At 34.8% G+C, this 19,256-nt stretch carries 16 protein-coding genes and 1 pseudogene; 6 read left to right on the top strand and 11 right to left on the bottom strand.

Features of this window, described 5'->3' with window-relative positions; translation table 11 throughout:
• Nucleotides 1–4: 4 nt before the first annotated feature.
• The 11 genes and pseudogenes from IWX83_RS15295 to ppsA form a co-directional block, all read right to left on the bottom strand.
• Complete coding sequence (locus tag IWX83_RS15295; protein ID WP_196830980.1) at nt 5–1,006, bottom strand: sodium:calcium antiporter; 1,002 nt, start codon at nt 1,004–1,006, stop codon at nt 5–7.
• A 138-nt stretch (nt 1,007–1,144) separates the two neighbouring features.
• Nucleotides 1,145–1,978 (bottom strand): universal stress protein, encoded by an 834-nt coding sequence (locus tag IWX83_RS15300; RefSeq protein WP_196830982.1) that lies wholly within the window; start codon nt 1,976–1,978, stop codon nt 1,145–1,147.
• A gap of 142 nt (nt 1,979–2,120) precedes the next feature.
• The gene (locus IWX83_RS15305; protein ID WP_231380062.1) at nt 2,121–2,414 is read right to left on the bottom strand and encodes a chaperone modulator CbpM; all 294 of its coding nucleotides are present in this window, start codon (nt 2,412–2,414) and stop codon (nt 2,121–2,123) included.
• The gene (locus IWX83_RS15310) at nt 2,411–3,316 is read right to left on the bottom strand and encodes a DnaJ C-terminal domain-containing protein (protein ID WP_196830984.1); all 906 of its coding nucleotides are present in this window, start codon (nt 3,314–3,316) and stop codon (nt 2,411–2,413) included. The genes IWX83_RS15305 and IWX83_RS15310 overlap by 4 nt, the downstream gene beginning before the upstream one ends.
• Before the next feature lie 712 nt (nt 3,317–4,028).
• Nucleotides 4,029–5,183 (bottom strand): phosphatidylserine/phosphatidylglycerophosphate/cardiolipin synthase family protein, encoded by a 1,155-nt coding sequence (locus IWX83_RS15315; RefSeq protein WP_196830986.1) that lies wholly within the window; start codon nt 5,181–5,183, stop codon nt 4,029–4,031.
• Nucleotides 5,164–6,273 carry a site-2 protease family protein gene (locus tag IWX83_RS15320; protein WP_196830988.1) on the bottom strand — a complete coding sequence of 370 codons (1,110 nt, stop codon included), beginning with the start codon at nt 6,271–6,273 and terminating at the stop codon, nt 5,164–5,166. Before IWX83_RS15320 ends, IWX83_RS15315 begins: the two co-directional genes overlap by 20 nt.
• Nucleotides 6,274–6,369: 96 nt before the next feature.
• Nucleotides 6,370–7,365 (bottom strand): annotated as a pseudogene (locus IWX83_RS17325) (NAD(P)-dependent oxidoreductase).
• Nucleotides 7,366–7,434: 69 nt separating this feature from the next.
• Nucleotides 7,435–7,707 (bottom strand): zinc ribbon domain-containing protein, encoded by a 273-nt coding sequence (locus tag IWX83_RS15335; protein WP_073354671.1) that lies wholly within the window; start codon nt 7,705–7,707, stop codon nt 7,435–7,437.
• Nucleotides 7,708–7,885: 178 nt separating this feature from the next.
• Complete coding sequence (locus IWX83_RS15340) at nt 7,886–8,146, bottom strand: zinc ribbon domain-containing protein (protein ID WP_073354669.1); 261 nt, start codon at nt 8,144–8,146, stop codon at nt 7,886–7,888.
• Between the two features lie 201 nt (nt 8,147–8,347).
• Nucleotides 8,348–9,103: an SDR family oxidoreductase gene (locus tag IWX83_RS15345; RefSeq protein WP_196830992.1), complete on the bottom strand. Its 756-nt coding sequence runs from the start codon at nt 9,101–9,103 to the stop codon at nt 8,348–8,350.
• Nucleotides 9,081–11,537 (bottom strand): phosphoenolpyruvate synthase, encoded by a 2,457-nt coding sequence (gene ppsA, locus IWX83_RS15350; RefSeq protein WP_196830994.1) that lies wholly within the window; start codon nt 11,535–11,537, stop codon nt 9,081–9,083. Before ppsA ends, IWX83_RS15345 begins: the two co-directional genes overlap by 23 nt.
• A 704-nt stretch (nt 11,538–12,241) precedes the next feature.
• Here ppsA and IWX83_RS15355 point away from each other — a divergent pair.
• From IWX83_RS15355 to IWX83_RS15380, 6 genes are all read left to right on the top strand, one after another.
• A complete protein-coding gene (locus tag IWX83_RS15355; RefSeq protein WP_196831001.1) occupies nt 12,242–14,560 on the top strand; it encodes a PAS domain-containing protein in 2,319 nt (772 codons plus the stop codon).
• Nucleotides 14,561–14,566: 6 nt separating this feature from the next.
• Nucleotides 14,567–15,295 carry an ATP-binding protein gene (locus IWX83_RS15360; protein WP_196831003.1) on the top strand — a complete coding sequence of 243 codons (729 nt, stop codon included), beginning with the start codon at nt 14,567–14,569 and terminating at the stop codon, nt 15,293–15,295.
• Between the two features lie 4 nt (nt 15,296–15,299).
• Nucleotides 15,300–15,710: a response regulator gene (locus tag IWX83_RS15365; protein ID WP_073354657.1), complete on the top strand. Its 411-nt coding sequence runs from the start codon at nt 15,300–15,302 to the stop codon at nt 15,708–15,710.
• Nucleotides 15,711–15,731: 21 nt separating this feature from the next.
• A complete protein-coding gene (locus tag IWX83_RS15370) occupies nt 15,732–16,154 on the top strand; it encodes a response regulator (protein WP_196831004.1) in 423 nt (140 codons plus the stop codon).
• 9 nt (nt 16,155–16,163) lie between these two features.
• Complete coding sequence (locus IWX83_RS15375; RefSeq protein ID WP_196831005.1) at nt 16,164–18,521, top strand: response regulator; 2,358 nt, start codon at nt 16,164–16,166, stop codon at nt 18,519–18,521.
• Between the two features lie 148 nt (nt 18,522–18,669).
• Nucleotides 18,670–19,035 (top strand): response regulator transcription factor, encoded by a 366-nt coding sequence (locus tag IWX83_RS15380; RefSeq protein WP_066081531.1) that lies wholly within the window; start codon nt 18,670–18,672, stop codon nt 19,033–19,035.
• Nucleotides 19,036–19,256: the final 221 nt, after the last annotated feature.

The raw sequence follows: 19,256 nt of genomic DNA on the forward strand, positions 1-19,256 counted from the left end.
AATTTTAATCTTTTATATAGTATAATAAAATCATCATTAATACATACACTAATGCTATTAGAGCAGTGTCTATGGCGAGTTTCCATTTTTTTTCTTCCTTGAATACGATGCCGATAATGCCAATAGCAGTTATAATTATCGTTCCTAGGACTGGTATAATATGGTTGGGACTAGTAAATTGAAGGATAGGGCCTTTCGTATATAGAATATCATCAATGGTCAAAATGGCAATATTAAAAATATTACTGCCAAAAATATTACCAATTGCTAGATCAATGGTTCCCAGTCGAATGGCCGCTATGGATACTACTACTTCCGGAAGTGAAGTAGAAGCAGCAATAAATAAAGTGCCAAAAAAACTTTGTCCCATTCCACTGGCCTCGGCCAAGTGTTCTCCAAAATAAGGCAGCAGCATTGCAGCTCCCATTAGTACAAGTGCGTTCATTATATACCTTCGCACGACTTGTTTTAGTGTTAGCGTGTAGGTGTTTTTTCTTTCTTCCCGATGATGGCTTTCTTTTTTATCATAAGAGAATATTACGCGAATGGCTATGACGTAAAATAAAAGAAAGAGTAAGCTGAATTCTCCAATCCATAAAATGGTTCCAAAAATATCGGGCATTAAAATTGCAAAAGCGACCAAACTCAATAGTATGATGCCAAAGGATGCTGCAATCACATGACCTGTTTGGGCAACCGATGTTAGTGGTTTTTTATGGTCGTAAAATAAATCCATAATAGAAATAATAAGGATATTGAAAGCACAGCTTCCTACAATATCGCCAACGGCAAGATCTGGAGCATCAAGAAAAACCACAGCGCTAATTCCATTCATTAGTTCGGGCATAGATGTTACCGATGCCAAAAGAACAATGCCCATAAACATTTTTCCCCAACCTAACATATCGGCCATCATATCACCATACTTAGATAGCCGTGAGCCCGTTGCTACTATTACCGCTGTGGCTAGGATAAACCCGAGAATGTCCAGATAGATAGCATTCATGTGGAAATAATTAGTATGTTAGAATCTTTGAATTTCTTACTTATCGTAACGGGCAATAGGAATAGGATGGACTACTAGCCAATTATATTGAATTTTAATTGTATTATTTATCTTAAATTAGGAACAGGATGACGATAATTATTGCACTGGAATGCTCAGTAAAGGCTTGGCGATTAGATAGGCTGTTTTTTTTGTTATACTGGAGTAAAAAATACGATTCCAAAAACCTTTTCTTTTTAAGGGATTAATTACAATCAGATCCGTTTTATCGGCTACTGTCTCTTCTAAAATGATTTTTGCTACGTTCTCTCCTGTACTATGTTTGAAAGTGAATTCAAAATCTTTAAAATGGTTTTGGATTGTATTTTTATAATTGTCAAAGTCTTCATCTGCAGTAAACGCTAGGATTCCCTTGTCGACATGAAGAATGGTAATGGTAGCATTGAAAAGCTTGTTTAATTCCAGTAATTGAGAGAGAACCTTTTTGTCCTTTTTATTATAATTGGAGGCAAAAGTTATTTTTTTTGGGATCTTGAATTTATATTTTTCAGGAATGGCTAATACGGGGCAGGAAGCTTTGGTCATTACCTTGGCAGTAAAACTACCAATGATTTTTTCTTTTAACCCATTAGCTCCTTTTGTGCCCATTACTATTAAATCTATTTTATTTTTTTTACAAAATTTCGGAATCTTAATGCCTTCAGGACCTTGATCCACATGAATGGTTATGGGAAGATTTGGATTTTTATCCATTATCGAATTCATGATAGCAGTAAGGTGGTTGGTTAAAATTGTTTTAGTATCTAAATTTTCTTGAGTGCTTGAATTAAGGGGATAAAAAGCACTTTCAAAAGGAATAAAGCAATGGTATAAAATTAATGAAGCATCAAATACGGTCGCCATTTTTACAGCATAATGTATAGCAGAATCTGCCAGTAAAGAAAAGTCGGTTGGGCAAAGTATCGTTTTCATAGTGTTAATTTTTAGTTTGCTACTTATCTAAGTCATCCAATACACGTCGTTCAAATTGCTATTTGACTGTATTTTTTCAAATGCTAAGGGATCATTTGAATTTTCAACAGTTCTTTTCTTTTTTCCAATTGTAATTTAATTTTTAACTTTCATACAAACTCAACCTGTTCTTAACGGAAATCAATTCATGCTGTAAACGCTCTATTTTTTCCAATAAATTTAAAATGACATCTATTCCATGCATATTTACCTCTAGTTCTTGGTGCAATCGTATCATTTTTTCAATTGCATGAACAGATTCAGGACGGACATATTTAGTTTCATCAACGGTAAGGATTTCCAATAAACCCATTTCATTTAAATTAAAAAAGAATGACATTTCTAGATTGTATTGCATGTAAAGCAGGGATAGAGGGATTAAGTTTGTGGTATTCATGATATTTGTAATTTTGAAAGTTCCATAAATAAATCTTTTTCTTTTTGGGAGAGATTAGTAGGGATTTTGATTTGATAGGTAATATATAAGTCGCCAAATTCACTTTCCTTTTTATAAATTGGGAAACCTTTTCCTTTCAGTTTGACAATAGTTCCGTTTTGGGTTCCTGGTTTTACAGTCAGTTTTACTTTGCCGTCAAAAGTAGCAACGGTAATCTCACCGCCTAATAGTGCAGTATATAAATCGAGAGCTACACTTGCATAAAGATTATTTTTGTCACGTTTAAATTCCGTGTGATTGGCTACTGTAAATGTGATGTATAAATCGCCTTTTGGACCTCCACTGGCGCCTTCACCACCCACACCACTAATTTTTATTTGCTGTCCATTTTCGACTCCAGCTGGAATGGTAATTCGGATATTTTTACCGTTGATTGTCAGCGTTCTCTTGTGCGTGTTATAGACGTCTTTTAGGTCAAGATGCAATTCGGTGCTGAAATCCTGCCCTTTAAACTGAGCTTCTCTTCGACTTCCACCAGCAGTGGAACGGCCACCAAACATGGATTCGAAAAAATTAGAAAAGTCACCACTACCACTAAATCCTCCTTCTCCATAACCTCCTTGTTGGCCATTTCCTTGATACTGCCGTTGTTGTTTGGATTTTTCAAATTCCTCAGCGTGCTGCCAGTTTTCTCCGTAATCATCATATTTTTTACGGTTTTCAGAATGGCTTAATACTTCGTTTGCTTCATTAATTTCCTTGAACTTTCTTTCGGCTTCTTTATCATTAGGATTTAAATCAGGATGGTATTTACGGGCTAGTTTGCGATACGCCTTTTTAATTTCGGCTTCGGTTGCTTTTTTATCCACTTCAAGAATTTTGTAATAGTCTATAAATGCCATCGAGATTGTTTTTTATGTTGCGGTTACTTTGTTTTTTTAACTTCGTGCGGTTGAAAAAATCGCTCGAGTTGCTATTTTACAATATCAAATTTAAACAATTTTGAAAGAAGAAAATAGAAATAAAGTGTTTATATTCAATTAGATATATGAAAAAAATCCTAAATTGGAGTCCGTACTATTAATTTTTTCTCTTCAAAAAGAAAACAACTGTTTTTCTATGGCTCTCAAATCTTATTGGTGTTTCAATTCAAAAAGTAGCGCTTTGTACTTTATAAATTCGGTACCTTTTAGATTGATTTTTAGAACGTAATTTATTTTTCCTACCAGCTGATCCATTTACTTATGGTGAATTATTTTTTGTGTTTGCAATACTCGTTCGGCCCAAAATTCTGGACGTAATTAAGAGGTCGAATCCATTACTTGTGCTTATCAAAAATTAGCTTCGGTTTTTTATAGACAACAGCGCAGTAACAATTTGACGTATGTATAGGGTCATCAATTTAGTTTTTTTGGGATGAATTTGTATTTGGATTTTCCCATCATTTCTGTGAGGTTTTGTAGTACTACTTTTAAATCAAAATCCCCTGAAAAGGCATGTCTTCCGCTTAATGCTTATGCTAGTTTAGCACTTTATAAGTTTGGAGTGCTGCGGATACTTTTTTAAAGATGTTGCTATTAAGAACGCCCTTTTTTGATTCCAATCCTCTTTTTTTTAATTATAGAAGCGTTTGTGAGGCGTATAAGTGACTACTAATTCTATGATTCTCGTGATACCGTACGAAATCAAATTAATGCATTTAGTGATAATATTGGTTTTAGTATTTAGAGATTCCCGCGTGATGCATTGGCATTGTGCAATGATTTCGTAGAGATGGGTCCGAAACATAGCTGCAAATAATTCTGAGTTTATTTCAATATTAGTTTCAATACTTCCGTACGAACTTAAATTATTCAGGTTAAAAGAGCCAATTGTGGACCAATTCCCATCAATAACTGCCGCTTTTCCATGCAAAACCGATTTGTCCCATTCGTACAATTCAATGTTGTAGTTGAGAAGTTTACCATATAAAAAGCAAGTTGCCCGTCTAGTCACTGGAAGATCTGATTTTCCAGAAAGAATCAGTTTAATGGTCACTTTGTTTTTTGATGCTTTTTTCAATGCTCTTATGATTCGAATCCCAGGAAGAAAATAGCTTCCTACTATAATTATTTCTTTTTTGGCCTGCCGAATGGCTTTGATATACCCATCACAAATTTCATTTTTCCCCTTTAGCCAATCGTTCTGGAGTATGCGTACGGATGCATCTCCCTGCATAGCAAAAACCGTTTTTATTTTTTTATTTCCTAAGCGCCTTTTCTTAGAATAAATATCGCTGCAGAGTTGCTGCAGTGGTTTAGCAATTTCCCCTTTTAGTTGAACGGCATAATCCAACCATGGTTCTTCGGTTGCTGATCCATGGTATTTAGCAGCGATGTTTATGCCACCAACCAGCGCAACTTTTGCATCAGCAACAACAATTTTTGAATGGAGCCTCCTGCCAATAAAAAAGGTGTATGTTGAAAATAAAGGGGCAAAAAAACGAATGTTAATACCAGTATTTTTCAGTTCTTTAACCAGCTCAGAAGGAAAGGATAAAGAGCCTAGACCATCCAGAAGCACATAAATTTTAACTTTCCTAGAAGCTGCTTCTTTTAAGGCGGTACTAATTCTTGTTCCTGTAGTATCGTTTTCAAAAAGATACATTTGCAGGTAGATTTGAAATTGTGCCTGTTTTATAATAGCTTCTAAACGGGCAAAATAATCTTCGCCACTGTGAACCAACTCTAGATTTTTTGAAGCCGTAAAGCTATCGGTACTTTTTATCATGCGTTATCTTTGCTTTAACTTCATTGATTAAAATAAATTCCATAAGATTTTCGCTATCCAAAACTCCTGCTACTTCATTGTTTTCCATCACGAGCATTAATCTTGATTTATTGAGTTGAATCACCTCAAAACTATTTTCCAGAAGTGAGTTACCGTCAAGAAAAACTAAATTCCGATCCATGACATTATAAATAAATTCATTTTCTCCATTTTTTGTAAGCGCCATAATAATTTGATCTCGGTTCAGCGTTCCAACAGGAATACCTGCTTCCGTGATTAGAAAATTCTTGCTTTGGCTGTCTAAAACCAATGACACGGCCGTTTTTATGGTTTCATTCGCATCCACCTTTGGAAATTGTTTCATCAAAATGTCATGAACTTTAAAACCTTTTAATAAAAATTTAGTTTCAGTAAAGTCCGCTTCTACCTGCGCCCCGATAATAACAAAAATACCAATAAAAACTAAAACAGGTGACGTAAAAAAGCCAAAAAGTATAAATCCTAAAGCTATAAATTGACCAATTCGAGCCGCAATTCGAGTCGCTACATGCCGTTGCATTTTAAAGGACAATACAGCGCGTATAATTCGGCCTCCATCCATTGGAAAAGCAGGAATCAAGTTGAAAAGTGCCAGCCAAAAATTGACTAAGAAGAAATTCAAAAAGAAATTATTCGGATTTATGCCAGTTGAAAGTTGCAACATTAATTCCTCCGTCGTTTCGGGAATGGCTATGAATATCCCTGTAATAATGGCCAAGGTAATGTTTACTAAAGGTCCTGCAACAGCTACTATCAATTCCTCAATTGGCTTTTCAGGAATTTTTTCGAGCCGTGCTAAACCTCCAATAGGCAAAAGAGTGATGTCTTTGGTCTTTATGTGGTACCTTTTTGCTGCCAAAGCGTGGCCTAGTTCATGCAGGATTACAGTGACAAATAGACTCAAAATAAACAGAACGGACAAAAGTATTTGAGTTGCGCTCTGGCCCGCTCGGTAATTAATGAAAATGATAAACATAATCAATAATGAGAAGGTCCAGTGAACAAAAATTCCAATGTCAGCGATTTTTCCGAGTTTAAAGGAACCTTTCATTTGGTGCGTTTTAGCATTACTGTTCACAATATAAAAAGGAAAATGATCTAGTTGAAAATAGGCTCATTCTATTTTTATTTTCGAAAAAAAAGGAAGCTATTTTTCATTTATTTCATTTTCAGAAGTACCATTATAGGCCCAAGCATTTAAATTGGCAATTGTTATATTTGCTACTCCGGCCAATGTTTCCTTTGTCAAAAATCCCTGATGACCGGTAATTAATACATTAGGGTAAGAACGCAATTTGAGAAACAACGAGTCTGTTATAGGAGATTCAGTGTGATCCTGATAAAACAATGCGTGTTCCTTATCATAAACGTCTAAACCAACAGCTGTAATAGTTTTATTCTCAATTGCCTCGATTAAATCTTCGGTGTTTACAAATGCTCCATGAGCGGTATTGATAAAAATCATTCCTTTTTTTAACGTTGAAAAAGTGGCTTTATCAAACATTTGCTTGGAGGAATGATTCCATTGCGCATGAACTGAGACTACATCTGAAACTGCACAAACAGCTTCAAATGAGCCTTAAGATAATGGGATTTCAGCTAATAGTTCTTTATTTTCAATAGCATCGAAAGCTAAAATTTTACATCCAAAACCATGCATAATCCTTGCAAAAGCAGCACCTATTGTGCCAGTTCCAATGATACCAACTGTTTTTCCATGCAGATCAAAACCTACCAGATGATCCATGCGATAATCACCAATGTGCATTAACCGCTGACCCAAAATCAGTTTTCTGTTTAAGGCTAACAATAAACCTACGGCGTGTTCTGCGACGGAATAAGGAGAATAAGTAGGTGCATTTGCTACTTTCATGGCCAAAGATTTGGCTCTTGGAAGATCAATAAGATCTGAACGTACCGCCCGCAACGCAATATATTTTACGCCATAAGTATATAGTTTTTGCAACACTGCTGCAGAGGCAACATCTGACGTGGAAAGCAAAACTGCATCAAATCCCCTGGCTAGGTCTGCCGTTTTTTCATCCAAATGCTCCTCTGAGAAAACTAATTCGTGATTGCCATGCGCTGCTTTTTCCATAAATGGCTTATCAAAACCAAAGATGCTATAGACTAATACTTTCATTTTAATAGTTTTTACTTTATAAAAAATTGTTCGCTTTTCTCCTTATCAACCTTGCGAATAGTGGATTGCTCACATAATTAAATGGCTGTTTTTCCATCGAGTTAAGGCAGGTAAGAGATTCATGGCTTTTTGAATCATGTAATCTGGATGCTTCTTTTTCTGCATATGGACTTTTACCATGTTTTTCATGTCTTCTAAGTTCATATCGGGTTGTTTAAATTGACTGTCTTCATAACAATATTTACAGTAATCACTTGTTTTATGACCCGTATTTTCTGTTCCTTTGACTTCTTCTGAAGCCAGTGGCATTCCGCAACTTTGACAAAAAGGGATGATTTCCATGTTGATTGATTTAAGTGGTTAGCTTTGTTTGTGCGTTTATTTTGTTTCTACTTTTATTTTCTGTCAATTTTTTTATTAATGGATCGCTTAAGAGTCGGCTGATGAATTCGATAAATGGTATTGCCATACGGTTTTTTATAAGCAAAGAGGATTTCAAGCTACCACTTTGGATTTGACATTAACTACTTTTCCAACGCTTCAATAGCGGTAAATTGTTTACCGTTTTCTGAATGGAATCTTCATTGATTGCTAACTTTTTCAATTTATTGTTTACGTTGATTTTCATCTGTTCTAAATTTATCTCTGGATTTTTGAAAGCGCCATCATCAAAACAATACTTACAATACTCCTTACTTTTTAGACCGTTTTTATCAGTTCCTTGCAATGCGGTGGCGTCAAGCGGTATGCTACAACTTTGACAGCTAATTTTATTTTCCATAATTTTTTAAAGCTACTATTTCTGTTTGTTGCTAAATATAAATTTTTAATTGTACTGAAGGTTTTCAAGTTCCAGCTTGCTCAAATCGTAGTGCTGGAATTTTGGAAATAAAACTATTTCAAGGTATAATTTCCCATAACCCAATTTTAAATTAGGATAAAAAAAATTACAGTTTGACCTGGTTTTAGAATCTTATTTCTATTATTGTGCTACAAAACCACCATCTACGGACATGGCATGTCCGGTTACAAAAGAGGCTTCATCAGAGCACATCCATACTACCGCATTCGCTATTTCTTCTGGAAGACCAAAGCGACCCAGAGGTTCTAAACCTGTGAATTGTTGTATTGCTTCTTTATTTTTTCCAGTCAGACGATCAATCATTGGGGTTTGGATTACACCGGGACAAATCGCATTTATTCGGATTCCTAATGTGGCGCATTCTAAAGCTGCCGTTTTAGTAAGTCCCACGACGCCATGTTTAGACGCCACATAAGCGGGTAATCCTGCAAAACCAACTAATCCAGCGACCGAAGAGCAATTGATAATGACGCCTTTCCCTTGTTTGCGTATTTCTGGAATTTCATATTTCATACAAAGCCAGATTCCTTTTAGGTTTATACCAATGGTTTTATCCCAATTTTCTTCTGAGCACTCTTGTGTAGGAGCAGATGTGCCCTCAATTCCGGCGTTGTTGAAAGCATAATCCAATTGGCCAAATGTGGCAATCGTTTTGGCGACCATTGCTTTTACATCCTCCGCTTTGGAGACATCACATTTGATAAAAAGTGCCTCACCACCTAATTCTTGGATGAGGTTTATCACTTCATTATTTTCCTTCCAGTCTACTACAGCTATTTTTGCTCCCTTTTTTGCAAAAGCAAGTGCCGTCGCCTTACCAATTCCAGAGGAGCCGCCGGTTACAATAACTACTTTATTTTTGAATAGTGTTTCCATTGAGAGCTATTTTACTGAGTTTGTAATTTTTTTTGCTTTTATGTTCGGCCTCTAAAATATTTTCGATTCCTTTTATCAAAGCATCTGGATTAAAGGAGATACTGTCGATTCCTTCCTGGACTAAAAAAGCAGCAAACTCAGGAATGTCACTGGGAGCTTGACCACAGAGTCCCACTTTTATTTCATAACGTTTGGCAACTTTAATGGTTTCTTTTATTAAGTATTTGACTGCTGGATTTTCCTCATTAAACAAATAACTGACTAATGCTGAATCACGATCTAAACCTAAGGTGAGTTGTGTCAAGTCATTGGATCCTATAGAAAATCCATTAAATAGTTTTGCAAATTCAGTAGCCATCAATACATTACTTGGAATTTCAATCATCACATATACTTGTAATCCGTTGACGCCTTGTACTAAACCATTTTTTGTCATTTCCGCTAAGACATTTTCACCTTCTTCTACTGTTCTACAAAACGGAATCATCAGTTTTACATTGAGGAGTCCCATTTCGTTGCGCACTTTTTTCATGGCTTCACATTCTAAAGCAAACCCTTTTCTATAAAAATCACTGTAATAACGGGAAGCACCACGAAAACCAATCATTGGGTTTTCCTCTTTTGGTTCGTAAAATTTTCCTCCAATCAGATTGGCGTATTCATTGCTTTTAAAATCACTCATGCGCACAATGACGTCCTTTGGGTAAAAAGCGGCTGCAACAATCGCTACTGCTTCGGCGAGTTTATCGATGAAATATTTTTTTGGGTCTTCGTAGCCTTTTGTTAATGCTGCAATTTCAGATTTGATTTTTTTATCGGTTATTTTTTCTGGTTCGCATAATGCTAACGGATGGATTTTGATTGTATTCGAAATCGCAAATTCCATTCGCATCAGACCCACGCCCTGATTGGGATATTGGCTTAACTCAAACGCTCTTTCGGGATCAGACAGAATGAACATGGGATGCGTCTCCGGCATTTTTAGGGCACTAAAATCCTGCTCTGTAATGTCCCATTTCAGCAGTCCATCATATATGTTTCCTGCTGTACCTTCGGCGCAGGAAACGGTAATTTCCTGACCATTTTTTATTGCTGAGGTAGCATCTCCACAACCCACGACTGCAACGGTTCCTAGTTCTCGAGCCACAATAGCGGCATGACTGGTGCGGCCTCCTTTATTAGTAATAATCGCTGCGGCTCGTTTCATGATGGGATCCCAATCCGGATTTGTTACATCTGTCACGATGATTTCGCCATTTTGCAATAAATCGCCCTCTTGCGGATTGTTTAGAATTCGGGCTTTACCGGAAGCAATTTTGTCACCTAATGCGATTCCTTGAGCTAGGAGAGTGCCTTTTTCTTTGAGCTTATAAATTTTTCGCAGTTGCTTATTTGCTTTTCCGTGAACGGTTTCTGGACGTGCCTGCACAATGTACAATTGATTGTTTAAACCGTCTTTGGCCCACTCAATGTCCATTGCTTTTTTATAATGTTTTTCAATTTTTGAACACCATTGTGCCAGTTGAATGACTTCTTTGTCGTTTAGCGAAAATTGTTTTTGTTTTTCCAATGAAGTATCTGTATTAACAATGGTATTTTCGACAGGTGAACCTGTGATTGTATCTTTATAGATCATCGTAAATTCTTTTTGGCCGCACTGTCTTTTTAAAATGGGATTCACGTTCGGATTTGCTAATGTAGGTTTGAATACTACCCATTCGTCTGGCGTAACCGTGCCTTGAACAATATTTTCTCCCAGTCCCCAAATACTATTGATGATGATGGTATTTTCGAATCCGCTATCTGGATCAATTGTAAAAGCGACGCCAGAAGCAGCTTTGTCACTTCGAACCATTTGTTGGACACCCACAGAAATAGCAATGTCTAATTTAGTAAAATCCATGTCGTGACGGTATTTTATGGCACGATCTGTAAACAGCGAAGCATAACAACGGTGAATAGTGGACAGTAATTCTTGTTCTCCATTAATATGAAGAAAAGACTCCATTCGTCCTGCGAAACTCGCGGTGGGTAAATCTTCAGATGTGGCACTACTTCGTACTGCGACATCTAGATTTGAGGTACCACATTGCTTACTGAGCGATTCGTAAGCGAGTTTTATTTCATCCCGTATTTCTTCGGGAATAGCTGCAGATAGAATGAGATTTCTAGCTTTTTCTCCAATAAGCGAAAGATTTGAATATTCCTTGGTATCTAAAGACAACAATAAATCTTGCAATAGTTGTTCTAAACGGTTGGTTTTTCGGAATAGCCGATACCCTTCTGCAGTAACTGCAAATCCATTTGGAATAGAAATGCCAATTGGATTGAGCTGATTGTACATTTCGCCAAGAGATGCATTTTTACCGCCTACTTTGTCAATTGCATCTATATTTATTTCGTTGAAAAACAGGATGTAGTTGTATGTTCTCATTGCGCCTTTTTTTTAAATAGGAAAGGGTATTAAATTGGTATGTCAAATAGTAATTTTCAAAAAAAAACAGGAGCTTGTTTTTTTTACCACAATCGTAAATTTTTAATTAAAAGCTAGAATCGGAATTTACAAACCGCAGTTTTGAGCTTTTATAGGTGAGTAGTAGGATCTTCACCTGGCTAAACTAATAGCGTAAATTTAGACAAATATTTTTTCTAATTATAAGAAAAACAACATTTTTATTTTACAAGTTGTTGTTTATCATTATAATATGTGTTTTGTCGAATGATTTATTTTATTTTTTATTTTTGAATATCTAATAAGCAGTTGTACTTGTCTTTATTTTAGGAGAAAGGGATTAAAAAGGAATAGAAATAAAAGAATCAAATGATGTTACTAATCGAAATACTGTAATTATCACTTTCGCAAAAAGTTTTTAATTACAGAAAAAAGTGTTCTTGAGTAGATGTGTTTATTTTTCCTAATTTTGATTTTTTGTGTTTTGAAAATAATCTGAAAAAGGAGTTTTTTTTTATGGACTACTATAAATTTAAGCAGTTATGATTCTGATAATTCGAAATTAATTTTATTTTTGTAGCCAAACCAATTGTTTTTTCGACTGGAATTAGTGCGTAGGAATGATAAGCATAAAATAATTAACCATCAATTATTGCTCAACAATAGTAAAGAAAATCCTTATTTTAATGAAAATAGATCCTAAACCGGAGAATGAAATTGAAAGACTCCAAGTACTGAAAGACTATGCTATTCTGGACTCCTTGTCTGAACAAGAATATGATTCTATTGCACAGCTAGCTTCTTTTATTTGCGGAACCCCTATTGCTTTAGTTAATTTAATAGATGAAGACCGACAATGGTTTAAATCAAAAGTAGGAATAAATGTATCAGAAACATCGAGAGAGCTGTCTTTTTGTCAATATACCATTTTAGGTGATGATGTTTTTGAAGTTCAGAATGCTACTGAAAACAAGCTGTTTTCGGAGAATCCATTGGTTACTGGTAGTCCTAATATTCGATTTTATGCAGGAGCTCCACTTCGAACTAGAAACGGGTTTAATATGGGGTCGCTCTGTGTGATTGATACGGAACCTCGAGCTCTTAATGTAGAACAAAAAAACGCCCTAAAATTACTTGCTGATCATGTTGTTGCATTATTAGATTCACGCAAAAAACATTTAGATTTCCTTGAATCTCAAAAGGAAATACAAAATTTCATTGAACTGTCTAAAGATTTGGTTTGTATTGCTAATGTGAATGGATTATTCTATAAAGTTAATCCCGCTTTTACAAAGGTTTTAGGTTATTCTAAAGAAGAATTGGAAGGAACTCCTTTTATTGATCTGGTGCATCCTGATGATTTGGCTCAAACCTACAAGGAAGTAGAGAAATTATCAAAGGGGGAATTAACGATAAGTTTTGAGAACCGTTATCGTTGTAAAAGTGGAGATTATATTATACTGAGCTGGAATACCTCACCAGATCCTACAACTGGAAATTTATACTGTATTGCTCGAAATGTGACCAAGGAGAAAGAAGCCGAGCAACATTTAATCGATGGGAATAATTTATTAGAGGAGTCGCAGCATATTGCTAAAATTGGGAGTTGGAAATTTAATTTAGTTACTAATGATCTTGTTTGGTCAGAGGGTCATTATCGTATTTTTGAATTAGATCAACTGCCTTCAGATCAGTTGTATAAAGAATATAGAAGCAGAATTCACAAGGATGATTTAGTAAAGCTGGATCAAGTCAGTGAGGATGTCATACAAACAGGAAAAGACTTTAAAATCAAATATAGAATCGTATTTCCAGATCAAAGAGTCAAACATATTCTAGAAATTGGACAACCTTTTAAAAATGAAAAAGGGGAAGTGATTGAGTTAAAAGGAATTATTCAGGATGTAACTGAAATAACACTGGCAGAGCAAAAAATCATTCAAAAATCAAAAGAAATAAGAGACATACGATCCGCTTTAGATGAATCAGCAATTGTATCTATTTCAGATCAACAGGGATTGTTAACGTATGTGAACGATAACTTTTGTAGTATCTCTAAGTATACCACAGACGAGCTGATAGGCAAAGATCAACGTGCTATTACGGGGCATTTTCCCAAAGAATCTGCTAAAAAAATTTTGAAAACAATTGTTAACGGGAATGTTTGGAAAGGTGAAATGAGGAATTTAGCTAAAGACGGTTCTTATTATTGGGAAAAAGCGACTATCGTGCCGTTTTTGGACGAAAAAAATAAGCCGTATCAATACATTTCAATAAGCACCGATATTACAGATCAAAAAAATGCGGAAGCAAACTTAAATAATGCATTATTGAATTTGGGTAAAAAAAACAAAGAACTCGATCAGTTTGCTTATGTAGTTTCACATGATTTAAAGGCGCCACTTAGAGCCATTAATAATTTGTCAGAGTGGATTGTCGAAGATATGCCAGAAATGCCTGAGGTCGTTAGCGCTAATTTTGACCTGCTTCGCGGAAGAGTGTTGCGAATGGAAAACTTAATCAATGGAGTTCTAGAATACTCTCGCATTGGTCGTACCGAAATAGAAAAAGAAAATATTGATTTAAAATTAATGTTGATTCAAATTATAGATTCTATTGTTCCCAAGCAAGGCTTTGAAATCACGATTGGTGAAAACTTTCCAGTGATTGAATCGGAACGAATACTTTTGCAGCAAGTGTTTAGTAACTTGATTAGCAATGCTGTTAAGTACAGTAATAAGGCAGTAGGGAAAATAGACTGCCAGTATAAAGCACTGCCCGGTTTTCATCAATTTACTATAAAAGACAATGGTCCTGGGATTGCAATAGAATACCACAAAAAAGTGTTCAAAGTTTTTCAAACTATTGTTGCACGTGATGTAAAAGAGAGTACAGGTATAGGTTTGTCAATTGTAAAAAAAATTATTGAAGAAAAAGGAGGAAGTATCCATATTGAATCCGAAGAAAATAAAGGGTGTAGTTTCGTTTTTACATTCCCTAAATAAACAACGATGAAGGAAGCAGAAGATAAATGTCAACAGGAATTAGTAGCCCTTAAAAAAGAGTTTGAAGAATTTGTGTATATAGTCTCACATGATATAAAATCGCCTATGCGGGCAATTTCAAATATAACCACGTGGATTGAAGAGGATTTAGGAGCCGTTGAAAATCAAGAAGTGATTGCCAATTTAAGCTTGCTGAAAAATAGGGTCAATCGAATGGAAAACATGATGAATGGACTGTTGGAACTTTCTCGCGTGGATCGGGTAGAATTGGAATTTTATGAAGTGAATATTTCTAAAATGATGGCAAATAGTATTGCATTATTGGAGCCTAATTCCAACGTTGAATTTACTTTAAACACGACTCTTATTAATGAAAATTGTTTAACTTTAGGAGCGAAATTGCAAAAAGTGATATTGAGTGTACTCGACAATGCCGTCCGATTTCACGATAAAGAAAATAGAAAAGTAGGTGTTGAGGTTGTAGAAACCGAAAGCGACTATGAAATAAAAGTTAGCGATAATGGCCCCGGAATACCCGAACAAGTAGCGTCTAAAATTTTCTCTATTTTTTACACTGTTAATTCTAAAGATGTTGTGGATACAACTGGAGCAGGATTAGCCATCAGTTGTAAAATCATGAAATTGGTGGGAGGAAAAATTAAATATTCTGCTGGTATAAACAATGGCTCAATTTTTACGTTAATTTGGCCTAAAATAATAATATTAAAAAATTAAAATTATGAACCAAAAATTGGTAAATATTTTATTGGTCGAAGACGATGAAGTAGATGTAATGAATGTAAAAAGAGCCTTCTCTAAAAATAATATCATGAACCCGCTTTTTGTAGCCGGAAATGGAGTGGAAGCACTTGAAATGCTGGAAAACCATATTATTCCGCTGCCTAAAATTATCATTCTAGACATTAATATGCCAAAAATGAATGGGATTGAGTTTCTTAAAATAATGAGGGAAAACGAGAAACTTAAAAACATATCTGTTTTTGTTATGACCACTTCAAACGAGGATAGTGACAAGATAAATGCTTACAATTTGAATGTTGCGGGATATATCCTTAAGCCACTTTCTTTTGAAAAGTTTTTGACTTCAGTGGCTACTCTCAAGAACTTCTGGCAATTATGTGAACTGTAATATATCCAATTCATTTTTGTTATGGGAAATGCAAGTATCTTATTGGTCGACAATAGAAAGGCTATCATCGAAAGCTTCAGAAAATCTTTTTCAGAAATAGAGGTGAAACATACTTTATTTTCAGCTGCAAATGAAAATGAGGCATGGTCGATGCTGGAGGGCTCTGAAAAAATAATCCCGATACCTAAAATAATTTTAATCGATGTCAACAGGACGAAGAATGAAGGAATACAATTCTTGAATGCGATACGAAATCATACCGATTTAAAATCAATTTTAGTTTTTGTAATCACAGATTCAGAAAATGAAATAAATAAAGCAGCAGCTTTGAATTTGAATATTGCAGGATATATTCCCATGTCATTTGAAAGCCAAACTCTAAACTCATTCGTTTCAGTCCTCAATGAATATTGGAATATTATTGAATTTTCTAGTCAAAAATAAAAGCATACTATGGCCCAAGTTTTAAGAATATTAATAATTGACGATGATAAAATCGATGCGATCACGTTCACTCGTTCCATTGCGCAATCTGGCATAATTGCTGAGGTCGATAGCGTTTTTTCTGCAAAAGATGGAATTGAAAAAATTATATCATTGGAATATGACTTAATATTTCTAGATTATATGATGCCCGATACCGATGGAATTTCTTTTTTGAAAAAAATTAGAGATTTGGATATTGAGACGCCTGTAATTTTTGTAACCTCACAAGGCGATGAAAAAATCGCTAGTCAAGCAATATTAAGTGGCGCCTCAGATTATATTCCAAAAACGTTACTGACTCCAGATGGGGTATCTCAAAGTATCAGGAATGCCATTAAGTCGCATGAAAGTTTAAAACTTAGAAAAGTTACCGAACTAGCTTTGAAAGTCAATTCAAATCGACTTCTTGAAGCGCAAAAATTAGCTAAAATAGGGAGCTGGGAAATTAATTTAAGCAATAATGAGGTGTATTTTTCAGATGAATTTTTTGCTATTTTTGAAGTTGAAAACCAGAAGATTGCTTCAGTTGATTTTTTTAAATCCTGTTTTACAGATGACGAAGATTTAGCCCTTTTTGAAACTAATCTAAAACACGTTAAAACCACAAAAACGGAAGTACAATTTCATCATAGTATAACTAGTAAAAAAGGAACTGTAAAATACATCAAGCAATTTATTAAATGTTTGAATGATGATAGAGACAAACCTTGTAAAATACTTGGAACCATTCAAGATATTAGCGAGCAGAAACGAACAGAGGCTGAGCTTATAAAGGCTAAGGAATTAGCTGAAAAAGCAGTAGTTGTAAAAGAACAGTTTTTAACGAATATGAGCCACGAGATTCGGACTCCTATGAATGGTATTATTGGATTTGCCAAAATTCTCGAAGGTACTAAATTAGATAATAGCCAGAAGCAAAGTGTAGAGGCTATTAAAAAAGCCAGTCAAAACTTGATGTTTATTATTAATGATATTCTTGACTTTTCAAAAATTGAAGCAGATAAAATGACTTTTGAAGAGGTGAAATTTTCGCTATCAAAAACAGTTTCTTCGGTTATTGAGTTATTGGCTCAAAATGCAAAAGAGAAGAAAATAAAATTGTTATACGATATTGATTCCAAAATAACTGATAATCTAATTGGTGATCCTACGAAGTTATCTCAAATATTAGTAAACTTACTGGGGAATGCACTTAAATTTACCGAAAAAGGTTTTGTAGAATTAGTAGTTACTGAAGTGCAGGAAACAGCATCAGAATGCAAATTGAAATTTTCAATTATCGATACCGGCATTGGTATTCCAAGCGATAAAGTAAATTCCATATTTGAAAGTTTCAATCAGGCATCAAATGAAACAACAAGAAAATATGGTGGAACAGGACTTGGACTTACAATTACACGTAATCTTGTTGAGTTGCAGGGAGGCAAAATTAGTGTTGAAAGTGCAGTTTCTAAAGGAAGTGAATTCTCCTTTTCTTTAGTGTATAAAAAAGCGGAAAAGGGAATTACGATGTCGCCTCAGTTGACAAACAAAACCATTGCTCCAGATTTTTTAAAGGAGGTCAAAATACTCTTAGTGGAGGACAACGAGCTCAATCAACTTCTGGCAATCAAAGTGTTTGAAAAATGGGGGAAAGAAATTGATGTTGCTGAAAACGGAAAAAAAGCAATTGAAAAGATAGAAAAAACGGCTTATGATATTATCTTGTTAGACATACAAATGCCTGAAATGGATGGTATTGAACTCGCTAATTATATTAGGTCTAACATGGGAGAAAAAGCGGGGATTCCTATTATTGCATTAACAGCGCATGCCACTGTTGAGGAAGAACGAAAATGCCTTGAAAATGGAATGAATGATTATTTATCTAAGCCCTATGATTTTGATGTGTTATTGAATAAATTGTATTTAAATTTAAAGGTAAATAAAGTAAACATGACACACTCTTCAGTTGTGCAAAAGGAAGAATTAACAGCAGAAAAACTAGTTGATCTTAAATATTTGAAAGAGTTTTCGGAAGGTGATGAGACTTTTATTAAAGAGATGATCACGCTTTTTTTAGAAAACACACCAGAAACAATGGAAATAATTCTGAAATCTAATGAGAATAATGATCTCATAATTTTGAAAGAAGAAATCCATAAGCTTAAGTCCTCTCTAAGTTTGTTAGGGATGGTCAAAGGATCTCAATGTGTTGACATTATTGAAAAAGAAATTGAAATAAACCCTCTAGGACAAAAAAGAATAGAGGAAGTTATTAAGTTAAATGCTATTTGCCAGTTGGCTATCAAGGAATTACAGGTAGCGATCGAGCTTTATTCGTAAATAGGAGCTTTAATTGTTGTTGTCCTATGAATTTGCGATTAAGGCAGTGTAAAAAATCTTATTTTTAGAAATTAATTCTCCTGAAAAATCAAATGACGGGGGAATACAATTGTGCTGCTTTTAGTATGAATCTATAAAACCAGTTAATATGAAAACAATTTTAGTTGCTGAGGATGACGAAATGATGTCAAAAGCCATGGAATTTAAATTGGTTAGAGAAGGATATAAAGTCCTTTTATGTCCAAACGGTCAGATTGCACTAGAAAAAATTGTTTCTGAAAATCCAGATTTAATAATTTCAGATATTATGATGCCATTTGTAACCGGTTTAGATATTGTCAAAAAAGTAAAAATCGAGTTGAAATTGAACATCCCAATAATCATGCTGTCTGCAGTGGGATTGGAGAAAACAGTTTTGGAAGCTTTTGAGCTTGGAGCAGATGACTTTATAACAAAACCATTCAGTCCGAATGAATTATCTGTTAGAGTAAAACGCCTGCTGCTTAAGAAATAAAAAGCAGGTACAAGTTGTTCTTGTAGGTATGCACTGCATCCACTTGCAAGGACATAAATCCCCAGAAATAAGGGATAAAAGTACTGTTTCTAAAGCCTAGTGTCATGCTGCATAATTACATAAAATTCACTGCTATCCGAAAGTTTTGAATAAAACTTAAAAACTCTTTGTTAAGTACTGTATTTGTTATAATTATTGTTCTTTATTGAGAAAATAAGTCA

Source organism: Flavobacterium sp. CG_9.1, from assembly GCF_015751645.1.
GTDB lineage: Bacteria > Bacteroidota > Bacteroidia > Flavobacteriales > Flavobacteriaceae > Flavobacterium > Flavobacterium xanthum.

Coding starts and splice junctions, on each gene's coding strand:
- IWX83_RS15355 (WP_196831001.1), top strand. CDS start 12,242: ATGAAAATAGATCCTAAACCGGAGAATGAAATTGAAAGACTCCAAGTA.
- ppsA (WP_196830994.1), bottom strand. CDS start 11,537: ATGAGAACATACAACTACATCCTGTTTTTCAACGAAATAAATATAGAT.
- IWX83_RS15300 (WP_196830982.1), bottom strand. CDS start 1,978: ATGAAAACGATACTTTGCCCAACCGACTTTTCTTTACTGGCAGATTCT.
- IWX83_RS15295 (WP_196830980.1), bottom strand. CDS start 1,006: ATGAATGCTATCTATCTGGACATTCTCGGGTTTATCCTAGCCACAGCG.
- IWX83_RS15305 (WP_231380062.1), bottom strand. CDS start 2,414: ATGAATACCACAAACTTAATCCCTCTATCCCTGCTTTACATGCAATAC.
- IWX83_RS15375 (WP_196831005.1), top strand. CDS start 16,164: ATGGCCCAAGTTTTAAGAATATTAATAATTGACGATGATAAAATCGAT.
- IWX83_RS15310 (WP_196830984.1), bottom strand. CDS start 3,316: ATGGCATTTATAGACTATTACAAAATTCTTGAAGTGGATAAAAAAGCA.
- IWX83_RS15345 (WP_196830992.1), bottom strand. CDS start 9,103: ATGGAAACACTATTCAAAAATAAAGTAGTTATTGTAACCGGCGGCTCC.
- IWX83_RS15380 (WP_066081531.1), top strand. CDS start 18,670: ATGAAAACAATTTTAGTTGCTGAGGATGACGAAATGATGTCAAAAGCC.
- IWX83_RS15370 (WP_196831004.1), top strand. CDS start 15,732: ATGGGAAATGCAAGTATCTTATTGGTCGACAATAGAAAGGCTATCATC.
- IWX83_RS15365 (WP_073354657.1), top strand. CDS start 15,300: ATGAACCAAAAATTGGTAAATATTTTATTGGTCGAAGACGATGAAGTA.
- IWX83_RS15340 (WP_073354669.1), bottom strand. CDS start 8,146: ATGGAAAATAAAATTAGCTGTCAAAGTTGTAGCATACCGCTTGACGCC.
- IWX83_RS15335 (WP_073354671.1), bottom strand. CDS start 7,707: ATGGAAATCATCCCTTTTTGTCAAAGTTGCGGAATGCCACTGGCTTCA.
- IWX83_RS15315 (WP_196830986.1), bottom strand. CDS start 5,183: ATGATAAAAAGTACCGATAGCTTTACGGCTTCAAAAAATCTAGAGTTG.
- IWX83_RS15320 (WP_196830988.1), bottom strand. CDS start 6,273: ATGAAAGGTTCCTTTAAACTCGGAAAAATCGCTGACATTGGAATTTTT.
- IWX83_RS15360 (WP_196831003.1), top strand. CDS start 14,567: ATGAAGGAAGCAGAAGATAAATGTCAACAGGAATTAGTAGCCCTTAAA.